Origin of the sequence: Halanaerobium polyolivorans, assembly GCF_020711195.1 — a bacterium.
In the GTDB taxonomy this organism is placed as follows: domain Bacteria; phylum Bacillota; class Halanaerobiia; order Halanaerobiales; family Halanaerobiaceae; genus Halanaerobium; species Halanaerobium polyolivorans.
In genome coordinates this window covers 40,172-66,686 of sequence record NZ_JAJFAT010000014.1, presented here as the reverse complement: position 1 = coordinate 66,686, position 26,515 = coordinate 40,172, and the positions used below count along the sequence as shown (strand labels likewise).

The window sequence follows — 26,515 nt, the reverse complement described above, 5'->3', positions numbered from 1 at the left end:
CCATTTTTTATCTATCTAAATACATTTCTTCATAGTAATTTTTATAATCACCTGAAGTTATAAGATTAAGCCACTCCTGATTATCTAAATACCATTTAATAGTATCAACAATCCCATCTTCAAACATAATAGTAGGTTCCCAACCAATTTCTTTTTTAATTTTACTAGGGTCAATAGCATATCTTTTATCATGTCCGAGTCTATCTTTTACAAAAGTAATTAAATCTTCATTTACATTATTAAGTTCTGTATTAGCAACCTCTTTATATTCATCATTTTCTTTTAATAACATATTTATTTCTTTGATTAAAGTTTTTACAATCTTTATATTAGTTTCTTCGTTATGCCCACCTATATTATAAATTTCACCAACTTTTCCTTTTTCTAAAACCATATCTATAGCTTTACAGTGGTCTTTTACATATAACCAGTCTCTAACATTTAAACCATCACCATAAACAGGTAATTCTTCCCCATTTAAAATATTATTGATCATTAAAGGAATAAGCTTTTCTGGAAATTGATAGGGACCATAGTTATTAGAACATCTGGTAATTAAGGTAGGTAGGTTGTGTGTTTCATTATAGGAGCGAATCAACATATCTGCACTGGCTTTAGAAGCTGAATAAGGACTATTAGGTTGAATATTAGTTTCTTCAGTAAAATATCCATCTTTACCTAAAGAACCATAAACTTCATCAGTTGAAACCTGCAGAAATTTAACATCATCTTTATATTCTCTTTCTCCAATTTCCCATTTATCTTTAGCTATATTTAATAAATTTTGAACTCCTAAGACATTATTCTTTAAGAAAATTTCTGCATCTTCTATTGACCGATCAACATGAGATTCTGCAGCAAAGTTTACTATGTAATTAATATCCCACTGATCAAAAATATATTCAACCAGTTCAGTATTATTTATATCTCCCTTTATAAAGGTAAACTTTTCTGGGTTGTTATTTAAATTTTCTTCTATGTTTGCTAAATTACCAGCATAAGTTAATTTATCAAGGCAAATGATTTTAATATCTTGATGCTTTTCTAATATGTATTTGATAAAATTACTACCAATAAATCCGGCTCCACCAGTTACCAGATATGTTTTCATAATCTCCTCCTTATTTCATCTCCAATATATTTAAAATCTGATTTTTTATAATATGTTCACTATTCTTATAATTATATAATAGATCATCCCTTGCTTTTCTTACTTTAGTAACATCAAAAGTTTGCTTTAAATCATTAATTTCTTCATTTAAATTTTCAACACTATCTATAATTTTACCTAATTTATTTCGATAAGAAACTTCAACCAAGTCATTTTCATTATAATATTTATAAAATTCCTCATTTTGAATTTTTTTCTTACCATCAATAAAAATTATTGGTTTTTCAAATGCTAAACTATACTCTAAAGCAACACCTGACCAATCTGTAATCATTAAGTCACTCTCCAATAATGATTCAGTAGAATCATTAGATTTATCGAATCTATAACTTGATAAATCACTAAATTTTTTATTAATATTATCTATTAATTTATTTTGATGTTTTAAGCTCAATGGATGTGGTCTAAATATAACATTATAATTATTATTTATTAATTCATTTATTATATCATAACCACACTCTTCTAGTGATAATCCTTCTGTCCAAGTTGGAGCATATAAAATCGTATCAAAACTATTTTTAGTAAATTTCTTATTTCCTTTTAACTTACTAAGTTCATCTACTTTTGGATATCCTGAAGGCAGTATTTTTACATCTTCCCAACCCCTATTATTCCTCATTAATTTTAATTCCTTGGTATGATGGGGTCCAGATGCAAAAAATATATCCATATAATCAAAAGCATTTTTTTTATAAATTCCGGTTAAACTTACTAAAGAATGAGGCACATGAGCAAATTTTGATAAAAATGGCTTTTTTGAAGTATATCCTGATATAGGTGTAATTAATAAATGAGCAAAAGTTAATGGTAATATTTTTGAACAATTATAATAAATTTTGGTTTTATTCATACCATTATACAATTTTTCTTCTTCAGACCAATCACAAAAACAAAATACTTCAATATTTTCGTTCATTGATAATTTATTAGGTAAAGATTGTGTGAAAGAAGGATGTATTTTCTGAGAATAATAAAATGTAATTATTTTTTTATTTGATATAATAGCTTTTATTAAGTTTAACCAAAATTCAATGAATTTTAATGGATTATGAATCAATCCACTTAAACCAATCTTTATTTTAATTACACTCCTTAAAATTCCAAAATACAATAATAATTTTTTTATTAATTTTTTCATTTAAACCCCCGAATTAATCGAAATCATAACAATAGTCTCCTAAAGATTTTTCAATTTCTTTTATTTCTTTATCATACTTTTTATATTTATTACTCATATACATTCCAATATTTTTTATTGATTCACTTGGATCAAAAAATTTAAAATTAATCTTTGATAAATCATAATCTTCTTCAAGAAAATTCATAACCAACTCAAAAGTATCATTAAAGTTTAAAACTAAATCTTCAAATTGAATTAACATTACTTTGTCTAAACTATTTATATAATTATAATTTGGCCTTTTTGATTTATACCATTTAATGAAATTTTTTATATTATTGGTAGGTATTGAATTTTGGCTTATTGCTTCTATAAAAATATCTCTTGGATCTCTATCTACTAATATAAGTTTAGTATTATCAAAATATTTAAGTGATCTTTGTATATTTTTTATATTACTAGAACAAATAGCTTGATCTAATATTAAATTATTTTTACTATTTTTAATACTGGCAAATAATTTATTTAGATAATTTTGTGTTATTTTTGTAAAATCATCTTTTGAATGACAAGAAAAATATATTAACTGATTATCAATTTTAAAATTTAATTTTTTCTTAATTTTTTTTACTAAATAAGATAAATGACTTTTTTTAAAATCATAAATAAACCAATTACCTTTATAATCGAAATTTATAAGTTCACTTATGTATTCATAAGTTAAATCAAAAAACTTATAATTAAATAATTCATTATAATTTTTACCTATATGAGAAAACTTAGTTTGCTTCCTTCCTAAAAATTCTATAAATTTTATAAATCTCTTTAAAGCTATATCATCTTTTCCTGATTTCCAGTTATTAACTATTGCATTTTCTAAGTCTATTAATCCATCAGGATCTTTTATTAATCTAAATTCATTTCCTAATTCTTGATAATCATCAAGTTCTTTTAATAAATCAACTAAAGCACTTGAACCTGACCATCCAAAACCAGCAATATTAATAATATTATTAAATGTCTCCAAAAAAATTCACCACTTTCTATTCTAATCATGAAAACGTTATTTCATTACCAAACTTCTCATAATCCTCATTAGTATCAAACTCATACCAGCCTCGCTCATACTCCATAGCATTGACTGTATAACCCCTATCAATCACAGCCTGTAACATATCAGTAAGATAAGCATTCTTAATATTTTTATCAGATGATTTCCAGGCTTTCTCCCAATATTCTTCTTTATCTTCATTCCATATCTCTTTAAAATATCTACATCCTTCATCTGATAGTTTAACCAAGCCAACATACCTGGCTTCCATCTCTTCTGGAGATACATCTTCAATTCCTAACTCAATAATTTCATTATTATCATTTAATTTTAAACTTTCTGTATCAAAATCAATCTTTCCATATCTTTCTTTCCAGTAATCCTGCCAATCAGTATCAACAGGAACTACAACATCACCTTTATGATCAATTAATTTTAATAGCATTTCTTTTTCAAAAACTATATCAGAATAACTAATAATTACATCACCATTCATTTCTTCCTCAGCACAAAATAAACTATAAAGCATATTAGTCTCATCATAAATTTCATTATCGTAATATTTAACATTATCATAATCAATTTTTTCTGCTTCAAAACCTCTAATAACTATTATATCATCAATACCGGCAGACCTAAACATTTCTATCTGTCTCTTTATAATTGTTTTTCCGCCAACCTCTAACATACCTTTAGGTGTGTTTTGAGTATATTTATTTAATCTTTTTCCTTCACCTGCAGCAAGTATTATAGCTTTAATTTTTATTACCTCCCAAAAATCCAATAATAATTTCATCAGTCAATTCATTACTTATTTCAAAACGCTCTGGATGCCATTCTAACCCCATTATATTGCCTTCATTATTAATTATACCTTCAACAGTATTAAAACCCTTATCAGCTGCAAATACATCAAAATTATCAGCTAATATATCAAGTGTAATAACATCATTATGGTAATGGTTAACTTTATGTTCTGTAACACCTTTATCAAAACATAGTTTATCTAAATTTTTTATAGTTATAAAATGATCATCCCCAGGGATCCTTTTGCCTTTATAATCATAATTTTTAACTATCTTGCCACCAAAATAACCATTTAAATGCTGCATTCCTCTACAAATACCAAGTATCGGAATATCTAAATCTAGCCCAATCTCAATCAATTTATTTTCAATAAACTCTCGTTCTTGATTAAATTCAGGTTCTTCCTTATTGATATCTCCAAGCATATATTCTGGATTAATACTGCCCCCACCAGATAAAACAATCCCCGAAATTTCAATTGAATTCTTTAATAAATTTAACTTATCAGTAAAATTAGATATTGGTATTAAATTATAACCAAGTTTATTAAAATATAAAGTGTATTCTCTTTCCAAACTATCAATTTTTAAACCATGTTTATTAACCAGTACTCTTTGAGATATCAAGAGATTCTTCATGGCTACCTCCAATGTTGGTTATTTTCTTTGCACAACAATCAAGTTTTATTCTATCCCATTCATTTATCATATTAAACAGCCTTTCACCACAACCAATTGCAGCTGGAATATCAAATTCTGCAGCCCTTATAGCCATATGAGAAGCCGCTCCACCATATCTAGTTATTAACCCCTTAATATCTTTGGTAAATATCCAGTCATAACCAGGATCGGCCTTTGAGATCATCACAATTTTATTATCGATATCAGTTTCATCTATCTCTTCTAAATTAATTACTTCTCCTAAGGCTTTCTTTTCTGTAATAAAGTTAGGTCTTGATATCCAGGAATTAATGATTTTAAAATCTTTCTCTGATGATAATACAGGTGGTAATATCATTTTAGAATTAAATTTATGCTTTTCTTTATTACTCTTTATTATTGTTGACCAGAATTCTTTTACATCATTTAAATCAGAATAAAATTTGGCAGATTTTATTGCAGGTATATCTAAATAACTCATTTCTTCTCTGCTAAAACCTAAATGATTACCTGCTTTTGCAAACAATTCAATAACATAACTTAAAGCCTTTGTAAATTCAAATTTAAAATATTCTCTCTGTTTAATAGAAGATTTCAAGAAGAACTTAAAGTCTTCCACAGATATATTATCAAACTTCAAGTCAGATAATATTTCTTTGATTTTACTATCGTCTAAATCAGCATCTTTAGTTTCTAATGACTCTATAGTAACTGCATTACTGGACACTTCTTTAAATGACATCTCATTATAGGTTCTTGTACGAATATCGTATGTCCCTGCTCTTAAATGACCATATTTTTCTTTGAACTCATCTTCATTCAAGCTACCAGCAGCCAGTAAATTAAAATCTCTTTCAAAATCACTTGCAACTGTATTTATACTATTCATAAACTTATCTATTTCATCCTGACTAAAATATCCTTCACTCACAAATGACTTGCAAAGGCTATTTGAAATAAATGCCAGGCGAGCCATTTTAGAAAATTCTGGTGTCCCATATTCATTTATATAATCCAGAATTGTCACTGCTTTATTAATTACCTTTATTGGATCATCTAAGTTTTCTATCTCTTTCTTTATTCCCTCTACTTTTTCATTTAAAATATCTAAACTATTTAAATCTTTCTCTAATATATTTCGATAATCTTTTATACTATTTATAGTTATTTCTCTTAGAGAACCTTCAATTTCTTTAATCTCTTCTTTATTAAACCCTTCACTCTCTAATGGCTGTAAATCTTTTTTTGTAGAACAATTAAAGCAATTAAATGAGATTTCAAATTCAATCTTATCATGGCAAGTAAAATCATCCATTAGTTGTTCTATATAATAATCCATTAGTTTTTCTTTAATTTGTTCATTAATATTTTCTGGTGTAAGAGCATAAAACGAATAATCGACATTTATATATGGTTTATTCCCATACCGTTCCATTATCTCTTCAGACAACTTACTATACCCCAGTGGAGTTAGTCCATCATTCCATGACCTGGATGTTATTATATAGTTATATAATGAATAATCCAATTTTGCTGGATTATCACCAATTATCTCTGCTGGATTCCAGAAAGCCATATCGCTTAATATTCTATTATTATCATATAAGTTATAATTACATGAATTATATTTATTAATATTCTTTTCTAATAGATCAGTAAATTTTTCATCATTAATATCCTTTTTAAATTTAACATTTGCAGCCAATGGTCTTATCTGAAAGATAACGATTGTACCATCATTTTTCTCAGCAAACTCAATATCCAGTACCATATTTGGTATCTTTTCTTCTATCTCTTTTACAGCCTTAATAACACTTTTCCATTCATCTGGATATTCACATAGCTCAAGATCTCTATAAAACCAGACTGCTTTTCCTACAGAACCATCAGTTACAGAATCTGTCCTACTACTCTCATCATCATAATTAATATAATAATATGGAGTATTATCTTTAATATTCCTTGTAAAGATAACACCACTTTTTTTAATCTTATCAGTCTGTCTTTGAACCAGAATCTGATCATTACCATTATCTTCATGCTTAAAAGAATCAATAACTCTATTAACAGCATTATTTATCTTATCTTGATTATTGGAATCTACATCAATAACACTTTCAAAATATCCAGCTTTAGATTCTGTCATATTATCTTCCTGAAAAGAAGAACTTCTAACAACAATTTTATTATTAAACTTATTATTTATTTCTTTTAATATTTTTTCTTTGTTATTATTATATTCATCCACATTAAATACATACATTGGCTCTATATATGAGTTTTCAAGAATATATTTAAAATTCTTTAAAGTATTTGCTTTTGTTGATATTAAGTTATTATCTCCATTTTCTTTAAAATGATCTATCTTGCCAATCACAAAGTGTTCATTATAATATTCATGGTCAAAACCTTCAATATAGCTATCATCTCTAAATTTATCAATAATCTTATCTCTTGATAACCTGCTATAATATTCTGGCTGAACCACCCTTCCACCAATTTTTTCAACATACTCTTTACCTGGAATAGCTCGCCAATCATCACCATGTACAATTATAAGCTCTGCTTTTGGAAAGTTATTATGTATTAATTTTAAATTGCTCGTAGGATCCATAGTATCCTGTTTGATAACTTCATCTATACAATCCAGACTCTCAAGCACCTTTTTTCTTTCTTCATAATTTGAGACATTAACCCCCTGCCATTTATGACAGGCCTCATCAGATATCAAACCGCATATATGATAGTCTGCTTCTTCCTTTGCCTTTTTTAATAACCGAACATGGCCATAATGTAATAAATCTGCTATAACAAAACTGTATGATATTTTTGATATCACTTTTCCACCTCATTTAAAATCAATTTCTAACTTTATTCACAATCTAAGTCTTTAATTATATTAGACAAACTATCTGCTATCATCTGATTTGCTTTTGGTGAATAATGACCATGACCTCCAACATATAATTCATTAACATTTTCAACTTTATTATGTAATTTTTCGCTAACATTACAGATGATTAAATCAGGATATTTTTCTTTTAATTTATTACCTATTCTTTCAAAAATAGAGCCATTTTCAAATTCATATTCCAAATACCTTCTTTGTTTTAAAGGAAGAAAAATTGGTACAGCATTGTTATTCTTTGAAAATTTAACAAACTCTCCAATTAATTTAATAAATAATTCTTCGAATTTTAGAAATAATGATTTATGATATTCAACCAATTCCTTATACTTAATCTTTCTTCTCTTTTTCCCAACTTTATTATAATTTTCCTTGCAATTAATTACTGGAATTTCAAAATCTAATTTTCTCTCTAGTTTATTCAATAAAATCCAAATTACTGATTTTAAAATGATTGGTTTTTTAAATAAGTTATAACTATATTGTCCCCAATTAATTTGATGCTTCAAAAACCAGTTCTCATAATGATAATCATACTGATGAAAAAAATCTTTGAACTCTTCCAAGTTCAGTAGATCTTCTCTTTTTTCTACTGGAGACTCAATTAATTTTATTTCATTGTTTTCATCTAAAATAAATCTCGGTTTCACAGCAAAAGTATTCCCAAATTCATGATAATGCTTCCATACACTTAATATCCTTGCTACTGAAGCATATGTTACAGCCATTATAGAGTATTTAGATTTATCGTTTTCAAATCTCCTTTTCATCCTTAAAATGCCTTGATCCAATCCATAATTGCCTACACCGTAATTATTAACATGTACATTTAATTCTTTTGATAGATAATATTGAAATGTTTCTTCATCATTCACTTCTCTACAAAAGCAAAATGAATCACCAAAAGTACTAACCTTATATCTCCCCCCTGGAAATATATGTATTCAGCCTACTACCTTTATCATCTATAGTATATGTAACCTTATCTGAATCAGGATCATCAGGAGTCTGATGTCCAGTATCTTTTTTAACAGTATTAGGTTGAGGTTCCCAACCTAAATGTGAATCAAAACTAGTAAACTTTTTAATGTCTTTATTTAATATTTCAGGGAATTCTTTAGGGGTAATCATACGTTTATTCAATTTTAATAATAAACGACTAGATATATATTCTGAAATATTAAAAATTAATATACAAAAAGCAAAAAAAATCATTATTTTTAACATAACTATAATCTCCTGTTTTTAATTTACCCACTCAAATTAGCCAGTTTCCTAAACTTCACATTACTGTTTGCTAATTCTTCATAAGCTCCAAAGTCAATAATCTCTCCCTGTTCTAACATATAGATAAGATCACAGTCTTTAACTGTACTTAATCTATGAGCAATAATAATCATAGTCTTAACTTTAGCTATATTATTAATAGCTTCCATTACCGATTTTTGAGTTTTATTATCTAATGAACTTGTAGCTTCATCTAGAACTAATACTTCAGGATCATGGTATAAAGCTCTAGCTAAACCTAGCCGTTGTCTCTGTCCACCACTAACCCTTACTCCTCTTTCTCCAACTATAGTTTGATAACCTTTTTCTAATTCATTTTCTATAAAATGATCTATATTAGCTATTTTTGTTGCTTTTTTAACAGCTTTTAAATCTATTTGATCTTCTGGAACTCCAAAAGCAATATTACTTAAAATTGTATCATCACAGAGATAAATATCCTGAGGCACATAACCTATATTTTGCTGCCAGTTTCTAATATTATCATCTGTTAATTCTACTCCATCAACCAGCATTTTACCTTCTTCTGGTCTTAATAAACCTAAGATAACATTAACCAGAGTAGATTTACCTGCCCCTGTTGCTCCTGCAAGTCCTATCTCCTGGTCTTTGCTTATTTCCAGGTTAACATTTTTTAAAACAGATTCTTTATCATTAGGATAACTGAAGCTGAGATTTTTTAATTCAATCTTATCTTTAAAATCTAAAGCTTCTGGAGTTTTATCAGGCCAGGCTGAAGAAGCAAATTTACCTGTTTCAAAAATATCTTCATGGATTCTATCTAAGATAGCTGTATTAAAATTCAAGGAGCTTGCTGCTTTAAAAATTCTCTGCAGAGCAGGCATTAAACGATAACCAGCAAAAGCAAAAAGACTGACAATAGGAACTACCTGACTTGCTTCTTCCCCAGATACAATTAAAAAGAGCACCAGTAATACTATCCCACCAAAAGCAACTGCTTCTAAAATATAGCGAGGCAGCTGTGAGATAATAGAATACCAGGCTCTATAATCAGCATTATTAAGTGAATGGACTGCAAATCTATTTAAAAATACATCTTCTTTGCTTCTAACTTTAATCTGTTTAATACTATTAAAAGCTTCATTAGCTGTTTTATAGCGAAATTTATTGGCTTCTAATCTTTTTTCTCCAGCTTTTTTCATTTTTTTTCTAGTGAAATAATAGATTGCTCCATAGCCACCACCTAAAAGCAATATTGCAGCTATTGTAATTGTAAAATTGCTAAAAAAGAGCATTACTATTATTGCTATAGCTACTAAACCATAAATAATTAAATTTAATAATTGAATTAAATATTGGGTTGTTAATGTTTGAATCTCCTGGAGAACATTTTTACCTAGATCAGAAGAGTTATTAACTAAAAAGTAGGCATATGGTTTGGCAAGATATTGTTTGAGCAGCCGCATGGAGAGATGATGATTGTTTTTCCAAACGAACTTCATCTTAAGCCAAATTGCAAAGGTAGAAATAGCATTAGATAAGACTATAACTAAAAACATTGCAATCCCTATAAAAATAGTAAAAGAATTAATCGATTCAAAGGCAAAATAATTATATAAAGTATTAAGTAGATTATTACTTTCTACCATCTCCGGATTCATAACTAGATCCATAAAAGGCATTACAGATGCTACTCCAATAACCTGAGCAAAGGCCATTGCTAAAACAGCAAGTAAAAGCCCAAAGATCTGCAGACGTTCTTTTTTATTAAATAAATCCCATAGTTTTTTTAACGAAGTGATCATCTATATTACTTCCCCCAGTTTATAATTGAAATAATTTAAAACTTTTTTAAAGTAAAAGAGCATCTCTATTATAATAATGACAATTCATCTAAATTCCCCAAACATAAAAAAATAGTTTTTTACATATAAACTCAATCCCTTAAGTTCATATACAAAAAACTCTTATATTCTATATCTATATTTTCATTTCTCTTAACCTATTCAACATAATGTCCAATATGTTGCAGATCAATATATATAAATAGTTTTATAAGTATATGACTCATGTTATTATATTTTCAATTTGCATGTAAAAAAGAATATATTGCAAAAATAATATCTAAGTAGATGCAATATCATCTGAAACCGCTTCCAAGATTATAAAGTAAAATCTTCTATAGAATCGTCAATAATATCTTGAGTTATGCCAATATAATCTAATGTAATTGCTGGTGAAGAATGATTAAAAAGTTTCTGCAAAAGAGCTACATCTTTATACTTCTTATAATGGAAATATCCAAATGTCTTACGAGTTGAATGGCAAGCAATCCTATCTAAACCTGCTTCTTTACCGGCTTCACTTAAAATCCTATATGCCTGAAATCTAGATAAAGCTTTATTGTTACCAATTCTGCTTTGAAATAAGTATTCATGACCCTGCATATCTTTATAATATTTACTTAATTCTAAGCGAAGATTAGAATTTATTAAAAACTGTTTGTTTTTAGAAGTTTTTTGTTCCTTAATAATAATATGACTTTGATTTCTAACATCCTTAACCTTCAGTTTAAGCAAATCACCAATTCTTAAACCAGTATTAATACCAACAACAAAAAGCATATAATTTCTAAAGCTTTTCTTGAGTAGGATCTTTTTGATTTGGAGAATTTTATTTTTATCTCTTATCGGCTCTACCTTATTCATAATAATCTCCTTTTAAAGCTAAGAATTTTAATTTCACATGTAAATAATTAATTTCTTAACTATATTATACCATTAATTAATTGGAATTATAAGTATTATTACCAATATTTTTCAATTAATGGAGATTATTTTATAGGTATAGCACTTCTAAGCTAATGACATTCGATGTCATTAGCAATATATGTATTGATTGTCATATTTATTGTTCAATTTTTAAACATCTCTATTTAATTTCATACTACAAAAACAAGGTAAATCCTGCTTTTTTATAATAATTATTTTTTAGTTAATATCTAAATATATTAACCAATTCTAAATTGCTTTGTTCTAAATCTAAATCTGGATTCCAGTGATAAAGAACACTCTGCTTTTTTCCAACTTTATTAACTATCTCAGATTTATTTACTACTTCAAAATCAACATTTAAATCTAAGAGACTTTTTTGGGTTAATTTAAAAATTTCATCATCCTCTTTTAACAAAAAAATCTTTTTACCCTCTTTCTTATCTTTTAAGGCAAGCTCTTCAATCAAGGCCTTTAACTGCTGTATAGCCTTATATGATCTGCTGAGATAATTGATAGTTTTTTTAGTTTTCTCTTTTATTCCTTCTGGAGTTATTATATATTTGATATTTCTAGAATTAAGTTTTTCTATTTTAAGCAAACCTTTTTTAACAGCTTTTTTAATCAAAATATTTACCAATCCCAGTGAAAAACCAGTTTCTTCAGCTATTTTTCTCTGAGAAGGGCTGTCCTCTTTATCTAATATCTCCAGAATATCTGTAATTTTTTTTTCCATTTTTATTAATCACCTTAAATTTATAGGTCAAATAATTAGCATGTCGAATATCGTCTTATTTTTGTTCATAAATTAAACATCTATATAATATATTAAGGATAGCTAAAGAGTTTCCTGCATAAAAGCCAAATGATTTTGCAATTATTAGCAAAAAATATTCTGAGAATACCCTCATATCTGTCAGGTCAAACAATCCATTCATTAATTATCTAAATAAATTATATCATTAAATCATTATAAAATGAAAAAAAATGATGAAACCGGTCTACACTTCTATTCAATATATTCCCTATACCACCTGAAAATTGCTTTTAATTGACCCTCCTCGGGGCAAGCCCACGAGGTTTGCGAGCAGACTTTCACTCTATCACTTATAATATGGCTGCCAATATCCAGGACACTCTCTACTGCTAAATGAATTGTTCTTTCTAAATAACGAAATAGCACTTTATCTCCACTCAATTTTTCAAGGTTTAAATCCTGGTATTCCTCAAGATCATTGATATATTCTTCCAGGTGTTCAAGCTTATTTCTGACTACTTCTGCATCTACCATGGCTAAAAACCCTTCCCCAGGTTCTGATCATTAATTTTATAAAATTTACGCATATCTATATAATTTAAAATTGCTTTCTTTTCCAGTTCAACTCTGCGGCTCTGATCACTGCAGTAAATCAATTTCCCGTCCAGAATCTGATGTTTAAATTTTAAATCAACATTTTCAAAATCAACAATATCAACTTCTAGCTCAATTAATTTCTCCAGCTCAGCCATTAGTGCTAATCTCAAATCAAATCTCTTAAATTTATTCAACCCTTCAGAATAAATCACAGCCAGATCCAGGTCACTATTTTGATTAAATCTTTCAGTATTAAAAGAACCAAAAATATAGACAGCTGAGATATCATTTAGCTTAGTAAAATAATTGCTGATTTTATTTTCAATTTCTTTTTTATTTATTTTTGCATTTCCGGATAGCATAATTTACACCCTCTTTATTTAAAAACGGCTTTTAAATTCAATCTTCTTTCATAAATTCAATAAAGAAAATAACAAATACAGCTAACATTAATGCCAGAACGGCTGCAATTGCCATATTCAATCGAATATTTGGCCCTATTTTATTTGTGCTTGCAGAAGGAGAATTTAAAACTCTAAAATCTCGATGATCATTAACTTCTCTTCTTAAATTCTGATAATCATTTATGTATTCTCTTTTAGTTCTCGATAAGGTATCTAATTTATCATTAACATTAGCAACCATAAAAGCCTGTTCTGCAGTAACTTCTCCCATATTATTTAAAATCTGATTTGTTTTTTCAATTTCTTGATTAAGGTTATTTATTTCATTATCTAATTCTGATAAATGTTCTTCTTTATCTCTCATAACTTCTGTAAAGTAATTGTCCGATCTGTTTTTAAATTCATTTAAAACCGCGTTTAAACCTAAACTTAATTCTTCTGCATCATTAGGATTAGTACTATTAATTTGAGCTCTAAGTTGAATAATACCCCCGTATACAGCTCCCTGCATACCTTGATCAGTAAGTTTTAACTCAGAAATTATCTCTGTTTCAAGATTATTAACAGTCAATAAATCTGTATTAACTTCATTTAAAGCAGTATTTACAATTTCATCACTTTTTAACAGTTGATTAACAGATTCGGTTTCACTATATTGACCTGGAGTATTTGCAAGTTGAACTACTGCTGAAGCTGAATTATCATATGTTGTTTCAATAAAGTTTGCTGAAATAACATATGCAGCAACTACTGCGATAATCACAAATGCAGCAATAAACCATTTTTTATTCCATAAAAGCATTATGTACTCTCTTAAATCTATCTCATATTCATCATAATATTGCGGTGCTCCTTGATTATTATTCTCCATAAATACCAGCTCCTATTTTGATAAAATAATTCATCATATTAATATTACAATATTTACTAGCACATATCAATGTTTTTTCAAATATTTCTAATTTAATATCCTCTTTTTTAAATTTATTTTTTTCGACTATCAACAATTAAACCCTCCGGCTAAACACCAGAGGGTTGATATTAGTCCATTTATATTTAGTTATTTATCAGTTTTTGCTTTAATTTATAGATCTCTTTTTCGTTTTCAGCTTCTTTTTTGGTAAAATAACCAATATCATCTTTTAGATCATCAAGTCCTGATAAAGTTTCAGTCCTGAATTCACTCAGCATAGCAGTTTGTTCAAAAGTAGCATCTGATCTGTGCTCAATTCGAGCTAATGTCTCATCGGTTTGCTCTCTGAAGTCATCAAATTCATTTTCAAAGTTAGATAATTTGTTTTCGATTCCGTCAACTTTAGAATCTAAACTACTTACTTTAGAATCTAAACTACTTACTTTAGAATCTAGAGTACTTACCTTAGAGTCTAGACTACTTACCTTAGAATCTAAACTGTCTAGCTTTGAATCCATATTTTCTATTTTAGAAAGGATTTGACCTAAAGCCTTATCTTCAGCCAATTAATCTCACCATTCCTTTCTCCCGGGTTTCCATAGCAAAACAGAATGAAAAATTTGTACTAGCTAACAATTATATTATATCCCAAAAAAAGGATTAAAGCAATTAAAAAATTGAGCTAGTTCCTAAAATATGGTCAAGCTTTAGTATGATTTAATGAACATATGAATGTGGTCTTTTGATATTATATTAACCTATATTATAGCAGATCAATCTTTACCCAAACAGCATTTTTTATATTTTTTTCCACTTCCACAGGGACAGGGATCATTTCTGCCGGTTTGTTCACCCTTAACAACTGTATTTTCCCCAACAGAACCTGGATTATATTTTTCTTTAGGCAGAGATCCCAAATGTTTTCTTGCTTCTTCAAAAACCTCAGTTGGGGTATGACCTTTGAGAATCCACATCCGGGTGTTGTTGTGCAGCTCATTTAATAGCCGCAAAAACTTGTCTGTCTGCTTTTCACTTTCAAACTCATATTGATCAGCAAATTTTCGAAAGATTTTTATTGAATTAAAATCATTTTTTATATCCAGCATCATTTCCCAAAGTATATCTTCTGCCTCATCATCATTAATTGAAAAATCTTTTTTAAGCATCTTTTTGAATTTGCGCTGGACAAAATTCAATTTTTCGATTTCATTATCTCCCGCATAAAGTATTTCTTTTTTTCTTGGTAAGTAATAATCAATACTTGAACGTCTCTCAATCTCTTCAATTACGAATTCGGGATTTAAAACTCCTGGATCAAGATAATAATAGCTGTGTTTTTCAATATCATAGCTTGAATAATATTTTTCTTCTATAACATTTCTTAACCGAAGGTAATCCAGTGATTCAGCTTTATTAGCATAATATTTTTGATAAAAATCATGAATTTGACTTGTACTTAATGCTCCATAATAAATAAGCAGGCCGCGGACAAAGGTTATAATTTCTTCATTTTCTTGAATTTGTTTTTTGAATTCGGCTTGATTAATAATGTCTCTAAGTTCTTCTAATAAATCTGCAGGAATTCGAACAGAGGTTAGCTGCTTATTATCAATTAGATCTATTATCCCCCTATAATAAAAATTATAAAGAGCAGGGGGCAAAAGATCTCTAAAAGTGACTTCTACTCTCTGAGTATTCTTTTGTTCTGCAATTATTTTTTCTAAAAAAGCAATGTTTTCTGGAGTAAGGTTGCAAAGCCAATCTTTGAGTCCATTTTTTATTCTTTTTTCTAAAGCATCAACTAAGTCTGCTTTGTTAAGCTGACTTATTCCACCAAACTGCCAGTATCTCCTGATTTCTGTTAGATCTTTTTTGGTTAAAGATGATAAATAGTCTTGATAGTTATTCTGCGACATAATCCAGCCTCCTATCGAATTTTAATTTACAAATTTATCATATCATAGAACAGATTTTTGTTATTTAATCTATCTACCATAAGGGGATCATATCATATTAGAGGGTTTAAATAAAAATTATGTAATTTTGTTAGTTCTAAATTATTATTCAAGCCAATTTTTTAATGCTTCTGCTTTTTCTAAGCCTAATTCATAGCCAGTATTATAAAGATCTCTAAGCTCTTCAGCATCTTTGCTGAAACGATCAATTTCAAGTTCTTCAGGTCTTAAAGCAAAAAAATCTCCCTGCTCCTCTTTTTCTCTAATCAAGTCTAAAGTTTTATTATAATTAAGATGTCTTTTTTTCAAACTCTCAACTAAGTTAGGATATTTTTTTAAGAAAATATCCAATATAAATTTAGCTTTAAGAGGTGATTTGCGGTAATCATTAGGTCTGGTTAAGATCACAAAAACTTTATTATAACCATCAGCTAAAGCCTTTTTAACAGGAATCGAATCTCTAATTCCACCATCTAAATAAGCTTTTCCTTCAATTTCTACCGGACTTGCCATTAATGGTAAACTGCTTGAAGCTTTAAATAGTTTGTCTATTTTTTCATTGCTCTCAAATTTTTGAGGAGAAAAATATTCTACTTCTCCACTCTCACAGGCAGTAACAGCTACCTTTAAATTACTAGAAGAATTTTTAAAAGCCTGATAATCAAAAGGAAGTACCTGCCTGGGAAGTTTATGAAAAAGAAAATCCATCCCAAAATAGCTGCCATTTTTAATTAAATTTTTAATGGCCATATATCTTTTATCTTCTACCAGCTCAGTAAAAAGCTTCTTGTTTCTCAGCCTCTGTCTACTGCAGTAATTAGCAGCATTATTTGCTCCAGAGGAAACTCCATATAGCTGCTCAAAATATATTTCATTTTGCAATAGATAATCTATAACTCCAGCTGTAAAAGCACCTCTCATACCTCCACCTTCAAGTACAAATGCACAATCTTTAATCTGCAATCTATGACACCCCATATATATTTATATTTTTTAATCTAATAATATAAAGTTTCTGAGCATATGCTTTCAGAATTTTTACAATGACAATCAAGCAATAATTATTATATCATATCATTAAATTAACTACAATATATATTGCCATTTCTTGCTCAGATATATATGATATGCTATAATAAATTTGAATTTATATTTGACATCAATTTTTATACATATCAAAATTATTATTATTTTTATGGGGAAAAATAGATTTTAAAAAAAGTTTAGGGGTAGATATAAATGAAATATGATGATTTAAGTAGAGAAGAATTAATAGCACTACTTAATATCAATGAAACAATAGTAAATGCAGTTCCAATTGGATTTTGTGTTACAGATGAAAAAGGAATTTTCGAAGCTGTTAATTCCCATTATACTAAAATATATGGTTACAGCCGTGATGAACTCATTGGCAAACATTTTTCGATAGTTACAACTAAAGAAAATAGAGAAACTTTAACTAAGCTGCATGATAAATTTATTGCAGAAGGCTGTGAATTAAGCAAAGAATGGCAGGTCAAAACAAAAAGAGGTCAAGAAAAAACAATTGCTGCCAGTGCAGCCAGAATTGTTGGTCCAGATGGCAAATATAAAAAGGTAACATATGTCACTGACATTACAAAGATGAAAGAACAAGAAAAAGAATTAATTGAGATGAATGAAATATTGAAAATAAAGGCATTGATTGATGATTTAACCGGTCTTTACAACTATGGAGAGATAATGCAGAGGCTTAAAGCTGAAATCAATAGAGTAAATCATGGTGATCATAAGCTAACAATAATGATGCTTGATATTGATGATTTTACAAATATCAATAATAACTATGGACATGTTATTGGAGATGAAGTTCTAGCTGCACTTGCTAAAAAAATTAGTCAAAATATCAGGGAAATGGATATTGCAGGCCGACATGGTGGGGATGAATTTTTAATTATCTTCCCCAATACAAGCTTAGAAGAAGGAAAAATAATTGCCGAAAGAATATTAGAGGCGATTAGAAAAATAGATATTAAAAATGCTCAGATTACTATCAGTGCTGGTCTGCATCAATTTGATGGTGAAGATGCAGATGAATTGGTTGCCAAAGCAGATAAAATGCTTTACAAAGCCAAAAACGCTGATAAAAATATGATAGCATATTAAAAAAAGCCCTTTCGGGCTTTTTATTTTTTTCTATTTATCTTGCTTAATTTTCTTTTTTTTCAATATTATCTTTCTTACTACCTCTTCCATAAAGATAAAAAAGATCGTTCTAGTTTTCTGATATGGTTCAAAATGATCAGGCTGATTGAACTTTGATAACCAAAAAATTCGATCACACTGATTAAATAGCCTGGTATTATATTCTTCAACTACTATTGCCACATTAGCCCCTTGTTTTTTGGCCCTTTTATAGATCGGCTCAAATGACCGAAATGTTCCTGTAGCTGTAAAAATAACCAGCAATGTATTATCATCAATTACAGATAATAATGAAGTTTCATCTAATAAAGAAATAACAAAATTATCAGAACAGGTTCTAAGTTTGTATTCAAAATATTCGGTGATTGCACCTGAAGGACCATAACCAAACAAAACTATCTTTTGATGCTCATTCAGCAGCTCTATAAATTCATCAACCATTGAGGTATCAAAATCATTAATAAATTTTTTGAGCCGATCTAATTCGTCAGATTGATTTTCGTTTTCTAACTCTTCTCCATATAAAAAAGCTATGTACTGTTTGTAATTTCTAAAGCCTAATTTCTGAACATATTTAGAAATTTTTGAAACTGAGCAGTCACAAACTTCTGCAGCATCTTTGATCCTAAAAGGAGGATTTTCCTTAGAATACTCCAAAAGTTTATTATATATTTCTCTTTCAAAATCATTCAAATTGCTAAGATTGATTTGTATCAATATTATTCACTTTCCCCATTTTTATAATTTAAATTATCTATGATAAAATTCCAATCTTTATTATATAATATAACTTTTGCTTAGTCAAAGAATGGAAGTTTATTAATCTGAATGATATTTTCTACCGCCAAATTTATATATAAAAAAAGACCATTTTTTCAATAATCTTGTAGAAGTTTTTTTTATTAAAAGCTCCCCTAATAAAGTTGAACCTAAAAAAGCGCTCAAATAAATCAAAAAAGAGCCAAAATAAGATTTTAATTTTATTTTTGTTGAATCATTCTTAATTTCTTCTAAAGAATGGTCCTCATATTTAGGTCTTGGCTTATTAAAAAAATCTAATAATTCTATCCGATATTTAAAAGCACCTTTTCTTCTCATAATAATCTCTTTTTGAGATTCTTTTATTTTTTCCGTGTTAATTTTATAGGCAGTGATAGAATTTTTATTTTTCATTTCTTTTATTATCTTTTCAGCAAATTCAGTTCTCGAAATCATAATTGAGCTACCTTTATCATCTTTTTCTATTATTTCATTTAACCAGGCATCACCCAATGAAATATCGGCTAATTCAGCCATTAAGTCATGACAAGTAATACATCTATATGGAGTGAAAAAATATGAAGCGAAATAACTTTCCCAGTACTCATCAAGAGGGATAGAAGTTTTAGTTTTTTCAGCTTCTATATTTAATTGGCCTGGCCAACCCTGACCCCTATATTGAATTTGTCTTACTTTATTTTTTCTGAAATCCAATCTATCTAAAATAACCCTAGTCCCTGAATATTTAACACTATGTGAACATAATAGGCCAATAGTAAAAATTATATTATTTTTAAACCACTCATCATTTTCCTGCAGCTTACGCAAACCCTGAATTTGACATGGCAAACCAACAAAAGCATATTTTTTATTATTTTTCTTTTGTGCTTTGACTTTTTTTAATGCAGTAATAGGACTTGTAGGACAGTATTTTGAAGTTTTTGCATTAATGATCTCTTCTCTACTATGAGCGATAATACTTTTAGTCATAAGTGGGTTTTTTTCATCCATTTTAGTTACAATTGCAGCATCAATATAATTATTTTTTAATAAAAATAATAACAAATGGCTTGCAATTCCACCAGAAGCTGCATTAAACCTTAAAGAACTGTTATTAGAATAGCCAATATAATTGGAGATGTAATTTCCTAATATATAGTCACTTTTATGTTGAACATTTATGGCTAAAAATTTTTGGCTCAATTTTTTATTGTTAATTTCCAAGCCTGGACAAATATTAAGACATTTATTACATGAAACACATAGCTCATTATCTACTTTAGGAGTATAAAAATCAAAGTCAAGTCCCAGCTTAATGGCATTAACTGGACAAATAACTTCACAACTTCCACAACCTGTGCATATATAATTTAATTTTAATTTCCCCACATGCTTCATGCTCTTTATCCATCTCCAATCAAGGCTCTTTATATTTCAAATTTCAAATATTAATTCTTTATCTATTTCAACTGACATATTTGCATTCATTGGTGTAATAGAAACAACCTGATCTTTGTGAACTGCATAAATATCCGTGTCTTGCTCTAAATTATCAATTTTAGGATTTATTTTCCAGTCTAGAGAATGGGCTTTATCTAAAACCCTATTTTCAGGTTTGATATAAACTCCAAAATTTGTATATGCCTGTTTAGTTATCCTAATCTCCGTATCTTTGCTAAGATCATAAGGAAAATTTATATTAAATATTCTTGTCTTTTCAGGAAAACCCTTATGAATAATTTTGGAAAATATTTTTCTAATATAAAACTTTTCAGAATTCCAATCTATATCGATATAATCTTGAGATTGTTGTTTATTAAATGGGAATGCTTTGGAAAAAGCCAAAGATTTTATACCTAAACTATCAGCTTCAAATGCTGCTCCAAGAGTGCCGCTACAGGTATAAGCAAGGCCAATGTTTTCACCATAATTTATGCCGCTAATACAATAATCAGGTTTTTTTGCTGTTAGTTCTAAAACAGCATGAGCAACAGATTGGGCAGGAGAACCATTAACAGCATAAGCTTTAATTTGCCTGTTATTTATATTTAATTCTTTACTTTCAATCCTGCCAACATTATCTCCTTTAAGATAACCCCTTCCCATACCGGTCTGTTGATCTTTAGGTGCTGCAATTAATAAATTTGCCAATGGCTCTAAAGCTTCAGCTAATGCTTTTAAACCCGGTGAATTAATTCCATCATCATTAGTAATTAAAACTAAGGGTTTTTCTTGCTTTTCTTTACTCAAATCAAATCCTCCTCTAAAATCTATTTCTAAATTAATTGTTTTTTTCTATTATTTCACTTTTATCTAAAGGTCTACCTGCTTGATCATAGTCAGACTTAAAAGAATCATATTTTTTAGGATTAAAGGCAACTAAGGTCAAAGATATTCCAACTAAAGAAATTAAAAACAAAGCAGGAAATCCACCTAAGTTAGAAAGCATTTTTATTCCGTCTATCCCGGCAAAAGTAATCATTCCCCAGGCTACAACTCCAATTGTTAATCCCCAAATCAATTTTATATGTAGAGGTGGAGCAGGACTATCAGGAGAAATACCCGTAGAACTTATTCCAGCCATAGCACTTGTATTAGAGTCTGCTGCTGTAACAAAAGAGATAAAAGCAATGAATATATAAAATGGAATAACAATTCCTGAAAGAGGCAGATTAGAAAACATAGCAAATGAAACTGCTTCAGGACCTGTACCACCTAATGCTCCTGCCAGATTGAGACCATTTAACTGCTGATGAATTGCGGTTCCACTGAATATTGACATCCATAAACTACCGAATAATGAAGGTAGAACAAAATTAACGAACATAAACATCCGTACAGTATAACCATAGGCAATTCTTCCCAGAAATAGGGCAGTTACAGGTGCCCAGGCCAGCCAATTTGCCCAATAAAATGTTGTCCACCATTTTGACCAGTCATCACCAGCTGCAGCTCCTGTAAATAGGCTACTCTGGAAAAAATTTCTTAAATAGTGCCCAAAAGATTCAATACTAAAATTAATAAAAAATCCTGTTGGCCCAACAATAAAAGTAAAAGCAATCAAAACTAAAAATACTTTTACATTTAAACTAGATAAGATTCTAATCCCCTTCATCAAACCCGTAGAAGCAGAAATTATAAAAGTCCCAATAATTGCTAAAGCTACTACTGCCCACAACAAATGGTTGCTTGGAATAGCAAAAACATTATTAATCCCACCAGAAACTGTTAAAATACCTGTGCCTAAAGAAGCTGCCATCCCACCAACCAATGCATATAAAGCTACAGCATCTATAATACTAGAAGTTTTTCCCTTTAATCTATTGCCAAATAAAGGTGTGAGAAGTGATGATAAACTAAAATCCTCTTTCATATTATAATATGCAAAAGCAAACATCAGTGAAGGTATGGAATAAATGGCATAAGGGGTAAAAGTCCAATGCAAAAACATAGTTGACATAGCAAAATTTGCAGATTGAGCACTATTAGGAGCTATACCTAAAGAGGTAGGTGGTTCCATCATATGATACATTGGCTCAGCTGCTGCCCAAAACAAAATACCAATTGCAATAGTGGTACAGATAGTAATCGAGAACCATTCAAATTTACTTAACATTGGTTTAGCCTGAGAGCCACCAATTTTAACCCTGCCAAAAGGAGAAAAAATAATAAAAATACTCAAAATTAACATCAATAACGCACCAATACTGAACAAACCACTAAAATTTCCCAACAACCAATCATTTGCATTGTTCATTGCTACTGAAAAAGCATCATAATTAACTAAACTAAAAACAACCGCACTAACTAATATTAAAAAAGGTGGCCAAAATACTAAAGGCTTAATTTTTTTGTTCTTAGCTTGATCAACTTTTATTTTTTGCTTTTCTTTCATTAAAATAACTCTCCTCCCATTTTCCTTTAATCTGAATTGCTATTGGTATTTTCAAAATATTTAGTCTAATAAATAGCTGACAGATAAAATTACCTGCCAGCTATTAGTTTTTAAATCATATTAATTATTTCCATTAATAATTTGATATGATCTTTTTAGAAGCTCATTATTTTTTTCTGGAATATGTTTATATACTTTTTCGTTTATCTCTTGATATAATTCATGATTTTCTTGATTTGGTAAAAATTCATCGTCAAAGTTAACCATGTTCTTTATTGCTTCTTCTCTACTCTCATATACATCAAGTGCTAAAGCTGCACAAATTGCAGAACCAAGTCCAGCTGCTCCATTTACTTCATTTCTGCGGGCAGGTACTCCATAGATATCTGCAAAAATTTGCATGAATAAGTCACCTTTAGAACCACCACCACTTACTACTATATGATTGAGGTCAATATCTAACTCATCACACATTGCCTGAGAATTATTATACATGGTCATAGCAATACCTTCTAAAATGGAGCGGAACATGTGAGGCCCCTTATGTTTACCATTAAAACCAAGCATTATTCCCCGTTCATGAATATTGCTAGGACGAGGTAACCAATGAAGAATTGTATATAAGCCATCACTACCAGCTGGAACATCATCAGCCAAAATATTCAAATAATTTTCCGGTGAGATACCCCTCTTTTCTGCCTCATCTATAATATCACTACCCAGTAATTCTTTAATCCAGGTTACTGTTGACATACCTCTTCTAATTCCACTACTCTCATAGAGAAATTCGCCTGGTGTTGCACCTGGGTTAGTAAAATAATTGCTTGGGCTTGGATCATAGTCTTCACCTAGCATCATCGAAGTTATGTATGTTCCTAGAGAAACTAAAACAGTTCCATCATTAACTAAACCTGCTCCCAAACCTTCTGCTGCTTTATCATTTGAGGTAGATACTACTGGAAGTCCAGCCGGTATACCAGTTAATTCAGCTGCTTTTTCAGTAACTTCTCCTAAAACTGTAGAAGGGTCTACCAATTCAAACAACATTTCTTTAGGAGTGGTATATTTTTCTTCATCTGCATACCATTCTAAAGTTTCTGGATTAATAGGCCAGGGACCAACATAATTAGAGCGTGTATCTTTTGTTTCACCTGTTAACCTATGGGTTAAATAGCCTGTTGTTGTAGTAACATAAGCTATTTCATCATCTTTTACTTCATAGGGGCGAGAAAGCCTAATATCCATCCAACTCTGAACTGGTGAATATAATTCGCCATTTTCTTTCATAACTGCTCTACAGCATCTAATAGATAATAAGCCTACCCCAATTATATCATCTTTATTACCTTCGAACTTTTCGAATAATTTATTACAGGTCAGTTTAAGACTGGTCCATAAATCATCATCAGGATGAATAGCTTTACCATTATCACCTAATTGAATTTCCCTTAACTGTTCTGTATGAGAAGCAATTTTTTTGCCAAAGGTATCAAAAATCGTAACTTTTGTGCTTTGAGTTCCTTGATCTATACCAAGTATATATTTAGCCATTTTTAGATTCTCCTTTTTGAAATATAAATTTATCTTACTAAATAACCGCCATCGACAGTCAGTACAGTTCCATTTACATAATCAGAAGCAGGACTGGCAAGATATACACATGCTCCCATTAAATCAGCTTTATCTCCCCATCTATTAGCAGGAATATGTGATAAAATAGTTTTGTTTCTCTCTTCATTTTTTCTTGTTTCTTCAGTGATTTTTGTTTTAAAATAACCTGGAGCAATTGTATTAACCTGTACATTAAATTGGGCTAATTCGTCACACATAGCTTTGGTTAAACCAACAATACCATGTTTAGTAGAAGCATAAGCAGGTGACCACTGTCCACCTAAGAAGGAGAAAAGAGAACCAATATTTATAACTTTACCGCTTTCTTGTTCTATCATATACTTAGCTGACTCATGAATCAACTCAAATGCAGCAGTTAAGTTAACAGAAATCATTTTATCCCATTCTTTTCTTGTATATTTTGTGACATCTTTAACATTTATAGATATACCAGCACAGTTGACCAAAATATCAATGCTTCCCCATTCATCAACAACTGCATCAACCGCTGCTTTACATCTGCCATCTTCAGTAATATCAGCCTGCATAAATTTATATTCGCTCCCACAGGCTTCTATCATTTCTTTGGTTTCTCCACCATCATCATCTAAACCTACTGCCATAACATTAGCTCCACCTTTAGCCAAAGCTGTAGAAAAAGCTTGTCCAAGCCCAGTATTTCCACCTGTAACCAGAGCGTTTTTACCTTCTAAACTAAACATATCCAAATCAAAATCCATAATCTTCATTTTTATCCCCCTAATTTTTTTCTAATTTATTTGCTAATTTTTTAACAAATTCAATTGCATCTCCCACTACAACTATATCAGAAAGACTGCAGATAGGAGCATTTTTATTAATATTTACCGAAATAATATTTTCTATATTTTTTAGTCCTGCCACATGTTCAATTGCTCCACTAATTCCCAAAGCAATGTAAAGTTCTGGACTAACTGTTTTACCTGACTGTCCAACCTGAATATTTCTAGATGCTTTACCATCATCTATTATTTTCCTACTTGCTGAAACCTCAGCATTTAATTTATCTGCTAGATTTTTGATTTGCTCAAAATCTTTAAGAGCTCCACCACCCCCTGAAACTAAAATTTCACTTTCACGAATATCATAAGATAATTCACATTGCTTTTTTTCTAATAAATCAATTTCAGCTTTATTATAATTATTAGGCTGATAATTAATCATCTTTAGTTCTTTATTCTGATCGATATGATGAGTAAAAACATTTTGTCTAACTGTCAACATAATTGGTTTTTTTGCATTTGTTTCAATCCCAGCCATAATCCTTCCACTAAAAGCCGGCCTGATCAATTCTAAGCTTTTTTCATCTTTTTTGATCTCTGTTACATCTGCAACTAAACCAACATGAAGTCTCATTGCTAAACGAGGTGCCAGCATCCTTCCAATGTGAGTTGCTGGTATTATAATGCTCTCAAATTGATATTCATTTTGAAGCTCTTCTATCACATCTGTTAAAGCAAGCTGGTCATAACTTTTTATGTTTTGATCTTTGATATTGATAATTGAATCAAATTCACCTAGATATTTATTCTCTATTTGCTGATTGATTAATAGACCAAAACTTTGATATTCTTGATCAGCATGGATTTGTCTGGCAACCTCCAATAATTCTATTGAGTTTATTATATTTTCTTGGTCAATATAAATTAAAGTGTTTTTCATT

The 26,515-nt window shown here is 29.4% G+C and carries 26 protein-coding genes; 1 reads left to right on the top strand and 25 read right to left on the bottom strand.

The window, feature by feature from the left end:
- Nucleotides 1–7: 7 nt before the first annotated feature.
- The 18 genes from rfbB to LJ207_RS09910 form a co-directional block, all read right to left on the bottom strand.
- The gene (gene rfbB / locus LJ207_RS09995) at nt 8–1,111 is read right to left on the bottom strand and encodes a dTDP-glucose 4,6-dehydratase (protein WP_229346358.1); all 1,104 of its coding nucleotides are present in this window, start codon (nt 1,109–1,111) and stop codon (nt 8–10) included.
- 10 nt (nt 1,112–1,121) lie between these two features.
- Nucleotides 1,122–2,312, bottom strand: coding sequence for a CDP-glycerol glycerophosphotransferase family protein (locus LJ207_RS09990; RefSeq protein ID WP_229346357.1), 1,191 nt, complete (start codon nt 2,310–2,312; stop codon nt 1,122–1,124).
- A 13-nt stretch (nt 2,313–2,325) separates the two neighbouring features.
- A complete protein-coding gene (locus LJ207_RS09985; RefSeq protein WP_229346356.1) occupies nt 2,326–3,321 on the bottom strand; it encodes a hypothetical protein in 996 nt (331 codons plus the stop codon).
- 25 nt (nt 3,322–3,346) lie between these two features.
- Nucleotides 3,347–4,141: a phosphocholine cytidylyltransferase family protein gene (locus LJ207_RS09980; protein WP_229346355.1), complete on the bottom strand. Its 795-nt coding sequence runs from the start codon at nt 4,139–4,141 to the stop codon at nt 3,347–3,349.
- Nucleotides 4,101–4,790 (bottom strand): gamma-glutamyl-gamma-aminobutyrate hydrolase family protein, encoded by a 690-nt coding sequence (locus LJ207_RS09975; protein WP_229346354.1) that lies wholly within the window; start codon nt 4,788–4,790, stop codon nt 4,101–4,103. Before LJ207_RS09975 ends, LJ207_RS09980 begins: the two co-directional genes overlap by 41 nt.
- Nucleotides 4,753–7,650 carry a PEP-utilizing enzyme gene (locus LJ207_RS09970; RefSeq protein ID WP_229346353.1) on the bottom strand — a complete coding sequence of 966 codons (2,898 nt, stop codon included), beginning with the start codon at nt 7,648–7,650 and terminating at the stop codon, nt 4,753–4,755. The genes LJ207_RS09975 and LJ207_RS09970 overlap by 38 nt, the downstream gene beginning before the upstream one ends.
- Before the next feature lie 32 nt (nt 7,651–7,682).
- The gene (locus tag LJ207_RS09965) at nt 7,683–8,594 is read right to left on the bottom strand and encodes a hypothetical protein (RefSeq protein WP_229346352.1); all 912 of its coding nucleotides are present in this window, start codon (nt 8,592–8,594) and stop codon (nt 7,683–7,685) included.
- Between the two features lie 40 nt (nt 8,595–8,634).
- On the bottom strand, nt 8,635–8,946 hold the full coding sequence (locus tag LJ207_RS09960; RefSeq protein WP_229346351.1) for a hypothetical protein: 312 nt from the start codon (nt 8,944–8,946) through the stop codon (nt 8,635–8,637).
- 23 nt (nt 8,947–8,969) lie between these two features.
- On the bottom strand, nt 8,970–10,772 hold the full coding sequence (locus tag LJ207_RS09955; protein ID WP_229346350.1) for an ABC transporter ATP-binding protein: 1,803 nt from the start codon (nt 10,770–10,772) through the stop codon (nt 8,970–8,972).
- A 357-nt stretch (nt 10,773–11,129) separates the two neighbouring features.
- Nucleotides 11,130–11,675, bottom strand: a complete 546-nt coding sequence (locus LJ207_RS09950) for a site-specific integrase (RefSeq protein ID WP_229346349.1) — start codon at nt 11,673–11,675, stop codon at nt 11,130–11,132.
- Nucleotides 11,676–11,961: 286 nt separating this feature from the next.
- The gene (locus LJ207_RS09945) at nt 11,962–12,474 is read right to left on the bottom strand and encodes a winged helix-turn-helix transcriptional regulator (protein ID WP_229346348.1); all 513 of its coding nucleotides are present in this window, start codon (nt 12,472–12,474) and stop codon (nt 11,962–11,964) included.
- A gap of 273 nt (nt 12,475–12,747) precedes the next feature.
- Nucleotides 12,748–13,029 carry a DUF86 domain-containing protein gene (locus tag LJ207_RS09940; protein ID WP_229346347.1) on the bottom strand — a complete coding sequence of 94 codons (282 nt, stop codon included), beginning with the start codon at nt 13,027–13,029 and terminating at the stop codon, nt 12,748–12,750.
- A 2-nt stretch (nt 13,030–13,031) separates the two neighbouring features.
- On the bottom strand, nt 13,032–13,454 hold the full coding sequence (mntA, locus tag LJ207_RS09935) for a type VII toxin-antitoxin system MntA family adenylyltransferase antitoxin (RefSeq protein WP_229346346.1): 423 nt from the start codon (nt 13,452–13,454) through the stop codon (nt 13,032–13,034).
- Between the two features lie 37 nt (nt 13,455–13,491).
- Nucleotides 13,492–14,367 (bottom strand): Wzz/FepE/Etk N-terminal domain-containing protein, encoded by an 876-nt coding sequence (locus tag LJ207_RS09930; protein WP_229346345.1) that lies wholly within the window; start codon nt 14,365–14,367, stop codon nt 13,492–13,494.
- Nucleotides 14,357–14,500, bottom strand: a complete 144-nt coding sequence (locus LJ207_RS09925) for a hypothetical protein (protein WP_229346344.1) — start codon at nt 14,498–14,500, stop codon at nt 14,357–14,359. The genes LJ207_RS09930 and LJ207_RS09925 overlap by 11 nt, the downstream gene beginning before the upstream one ends.
- A 52-nt stretch (nt 14,501–14,552) precedes the next feature.
- On the bottom strand, nt 14,553–14,975 hold the full coding sequence (locus tag LJ207_RS09920) for a coiled-coil domain-containing protein (protein WP_229346343.1): 423 nt from the start codon (nt 14,973–14,975) through the stop codon (nt 14,553–14,555).
- 207 nt (nt 14,976–15,182) lie between these two features.
- Complete coding sequence (locus LJ207_RS09915) at nt 15,183–16,325, bottom strand: YecA family protein (RefSeq protein WP_229346342.1); 1,143 nt, start codon at nt 16,323–16,325, stop codon at nt 15,183–15,185.
- Between the two features lie 144 nt (nt 16,326–16,469).
- Entirely contained in the window at nt 16,470–17,327 is an 858-nt protein-coding gene (locus tag LJ207_RS09910) for a patatin-like phospholipase family protein (RefSeq protein ID WP_229346341.1), read from the bottom strand.
- A gap of 276 nt (nt 17,328–17,603) precedes the next feature.
- Here LJ207_RS09910 and LJ207_RS09905 point away from each other — a divergent pair, with 276 nt between their 5' ends.
- Complete coding sequence (locus LJ207_RS09905) at nt 17,604–18,509, top strand: sensor domain-containing diguanylate cyclase (protein ID WP_229346340.1); 906 nt, start codon at nt 17,604–17,606, stop codon at nt 18,507–18,509.
- 30 nt (nt 18,510–18,539) lie between these two features.
- Here the strand turns inward: LJ207_RS09905 and LJ207_RS09900 are convergent, their stop codons facing one another.
- The 7 genes from LJ207_RS09900 to LJ207_RS09870 all read right to left on the bottom strand — a co-directional run bounded on the left by LJ207_RS09900 (nt 18,540) and on the right by LJ207_RS09870 (nt 26,514).
- Nucleotides 18,540–19,265 carry a MurR/RpiR family transcriptional regulator gene (locus LJ207_RS09900; protein WP_229346339.1) on the bottom strand — a complete coding sequence of 242 codons (726 nt, stop codon included), beginning with the start codon at nt 19,263–19,265 and terminating at the stop codon, nt 18,540–18,542.
- A gap of 102 nt (nt 19,266–19,367) precedes the next feature.
- The gene (locus tag LJ207_RS09895; protein WP_229346338.1) at nt 19,368–20,705 is read right to left on the bottom strand and encodes a Coenzyme F420 hydrogenase/dehydrogenase, beta subunit C-terminal domain; all 1,338 of its coding nucleotides are present in this window, start codon (nt 20,703–20,705) and stop codon (nt 19,368–19,370) included.
- A 36-nt stretch (nt 20,706–20,741) separates the two neighbouring features.
- Nucleotides 20,742–21,557 carry a 5'/3'-nucleotidase SurE gene (gene surE / locus LJ207_RS09890; RefSeq protein WP_229346337.1) on the bottom strand — a complete coding sequence of 272 codons (816 nt, stop codon included), beginning with the start codon at nt 21,555–21,557 and terminating at the stop codon, nt 20,742–20,744.
- 31 nt (nt 21,558–21,588) lie between these two features.
- Nucleotides 21,589–23,202 (bottom strand): BCCT family transporter, encoded by a 1,614-nt coding sequence (locus LJ207_RS09885; RefSeq protein ID WP_229346336.1) that lies wholly within the window; start codon nt 23,200–23,202, stop codon nt 21,589–21,591.
- A 120-nt stretch (nt 23,203–23,322) separates the two neighbouring features.
- On the bottom strand, nt 23,323–24,753 hold the full coding sequence (locus LJ207_RS09880) for an FGGY-family carbohydrate kinase (RefSeq protein WP_229346335.1): 1,431 nt from the start codon (nt 24,751–24,753) through the stop codon (nt 23,323–23,325).
- Nucleotides 24,754–24,782: 29 nt separating this feature from the next.
- Nucleotides 24,783–25,562, bottom strand: coding sequence for an SDR family oxidoreductase (locus LJ207_RS09875; RefSeq protein WP_229346334.1), 780 nt, complete (start codon nt 25,560–25,562; stop codon nt 24,783–24,785).
- Between the two features lie 10 nt (nt 25,563–25,572).
- Nucleotides 25,573–26,514 carry an electron transfer flavoprotein subunit alpha/FixB family protein gene (locus LJ207_RS09870; protein WP_229346333.1) on the bottom strand — a complete coding sequence of 314 codons (942 nt, stop codon included), beginning with the start codon at nt 26,512–26,514 and terminating at the stop codon, nt 25,573–25,575.
- Nucleotide 26,515: the final 1 nt, after the last annotated feature.

Coding starts and splice junctions, on each gene's coding strand:
- rfbB (WP_229346358.1), bottom strand. CDS start 1,111: ATGAAAACATATCTGGTAACTGGTGGAGCCGGATTTATTGGTAGTAAT.
- LJ207_RS09990 (WP_229346357.1), bottom strand. CDS start 2,312: ATGAAAAAATTAATAAAAAAATTATTATTGTATTTTGGAATTTTAAGG.
- LJ207_RS09980 (WP_229346355.1), bottom strand. CDS start 4,141: ATGAAATTATTATTGGATTTTTGGGAGGTAATAAAAATTAAAGCTATA.
- LJ207_RS09975 (WP_229346354.1), bottom strand. CDS start 4,790: ATGAAGAATCTCTTGATATCTCAAAGAGTACTGGTTAATAAACATGGT.
- LJ207_RS09960 (WP_229346351.1), bottom strand. CDS start 8,946: ATGTTAAAAATAATGATTTTTTTTGCTTTTTGTATATTAATTTTTAAT.
- LJ207_RS09955 (WP_229346350.1), bottom strand. CDS start 10,772: ATGATCACTTCGTTAAAAAAACTATGGGATTTATTTAATAAAAAAGAA.
- LJ207_RS09950 (WP_229346349.1), bottom strand. CDS start 11,675: ATGAATAAGGTAGAGCCGATAAGAGATAAAAATAAAATTCTCCAAATC.
- LJ207_RS09945 (WP_229346348.1), bottom strand. CDS start 12,474: ATGGAAAAAAAAATTACAGATATTCTGGAGATATTAGATAAAGAGGAC.
- LJ207_RS09940 (WP_229346347.1), bottom strand. CDS start 13,029: ATGGTAGATGCAGAAGTAGTCAGAAATAAGCTTGAACACCTGGAAGAA.
- mntA (WP_229346346.1), bottom strand. CDS start 13,454: ATGCTATCCGGAAATGCAAAAATAAATAAAAAAGAAATTGAAAATAAA.
- LJ207_RS09930 (WP_229346345.1), bottom strand. CDS start 14,367: ATGGAGAATAATAATCAAGGAGCACCGCAATATTATGATGAATATGAG.
- LJ207_RS09915 (WP_229346342.1), bottom strand. CDS start 16,325: ATGTCGCAGAATAACTATCAAGACTATTTATCATCTTTAACCAAAAAA.
- LJ207_RS09905 (WP_229346340.1), top strand. CDS start 17,604: ATGAAATATGATGATTTAAGTAGAGAAGAATTAATAGCACTACTTAAT.
- LJ207_RS09895 (WP_229346338.1), bottom strand. CDS start 20,705: ATGAAGCATGTGGGGAAATTAAAATTAAATTATATATGCACAGGTTGT.
- LJ207_RS09885 (WP_229346336.1), bottom strand. CDS start 23,202: ATGAAAGAAAAGCAAAAAATAAAAGTTGATCAAGCTAAGAACAAAAAA.
- LJ207_RS09880 (WP_229346335.1), bottom strand. CDS start 24,753: ATGGCTAAATATATACTTGGTATAGATCAAGGAACTCAAAGCACAAAA.
- LJ207_RS09875 (WP_229346334.1), bottom strand. CDS start 25,562: ATGAAGATTATGGATTTTGATTTGGATATGTTTAGTTTAGAAGGTAAA.
- LJ207_RS09870 (WP_229346333.1), bottom strand. CDS start 26,514: ATGAAAAACACTTTAATTTATATTGACCAAGAAAATATAATAAACTCA.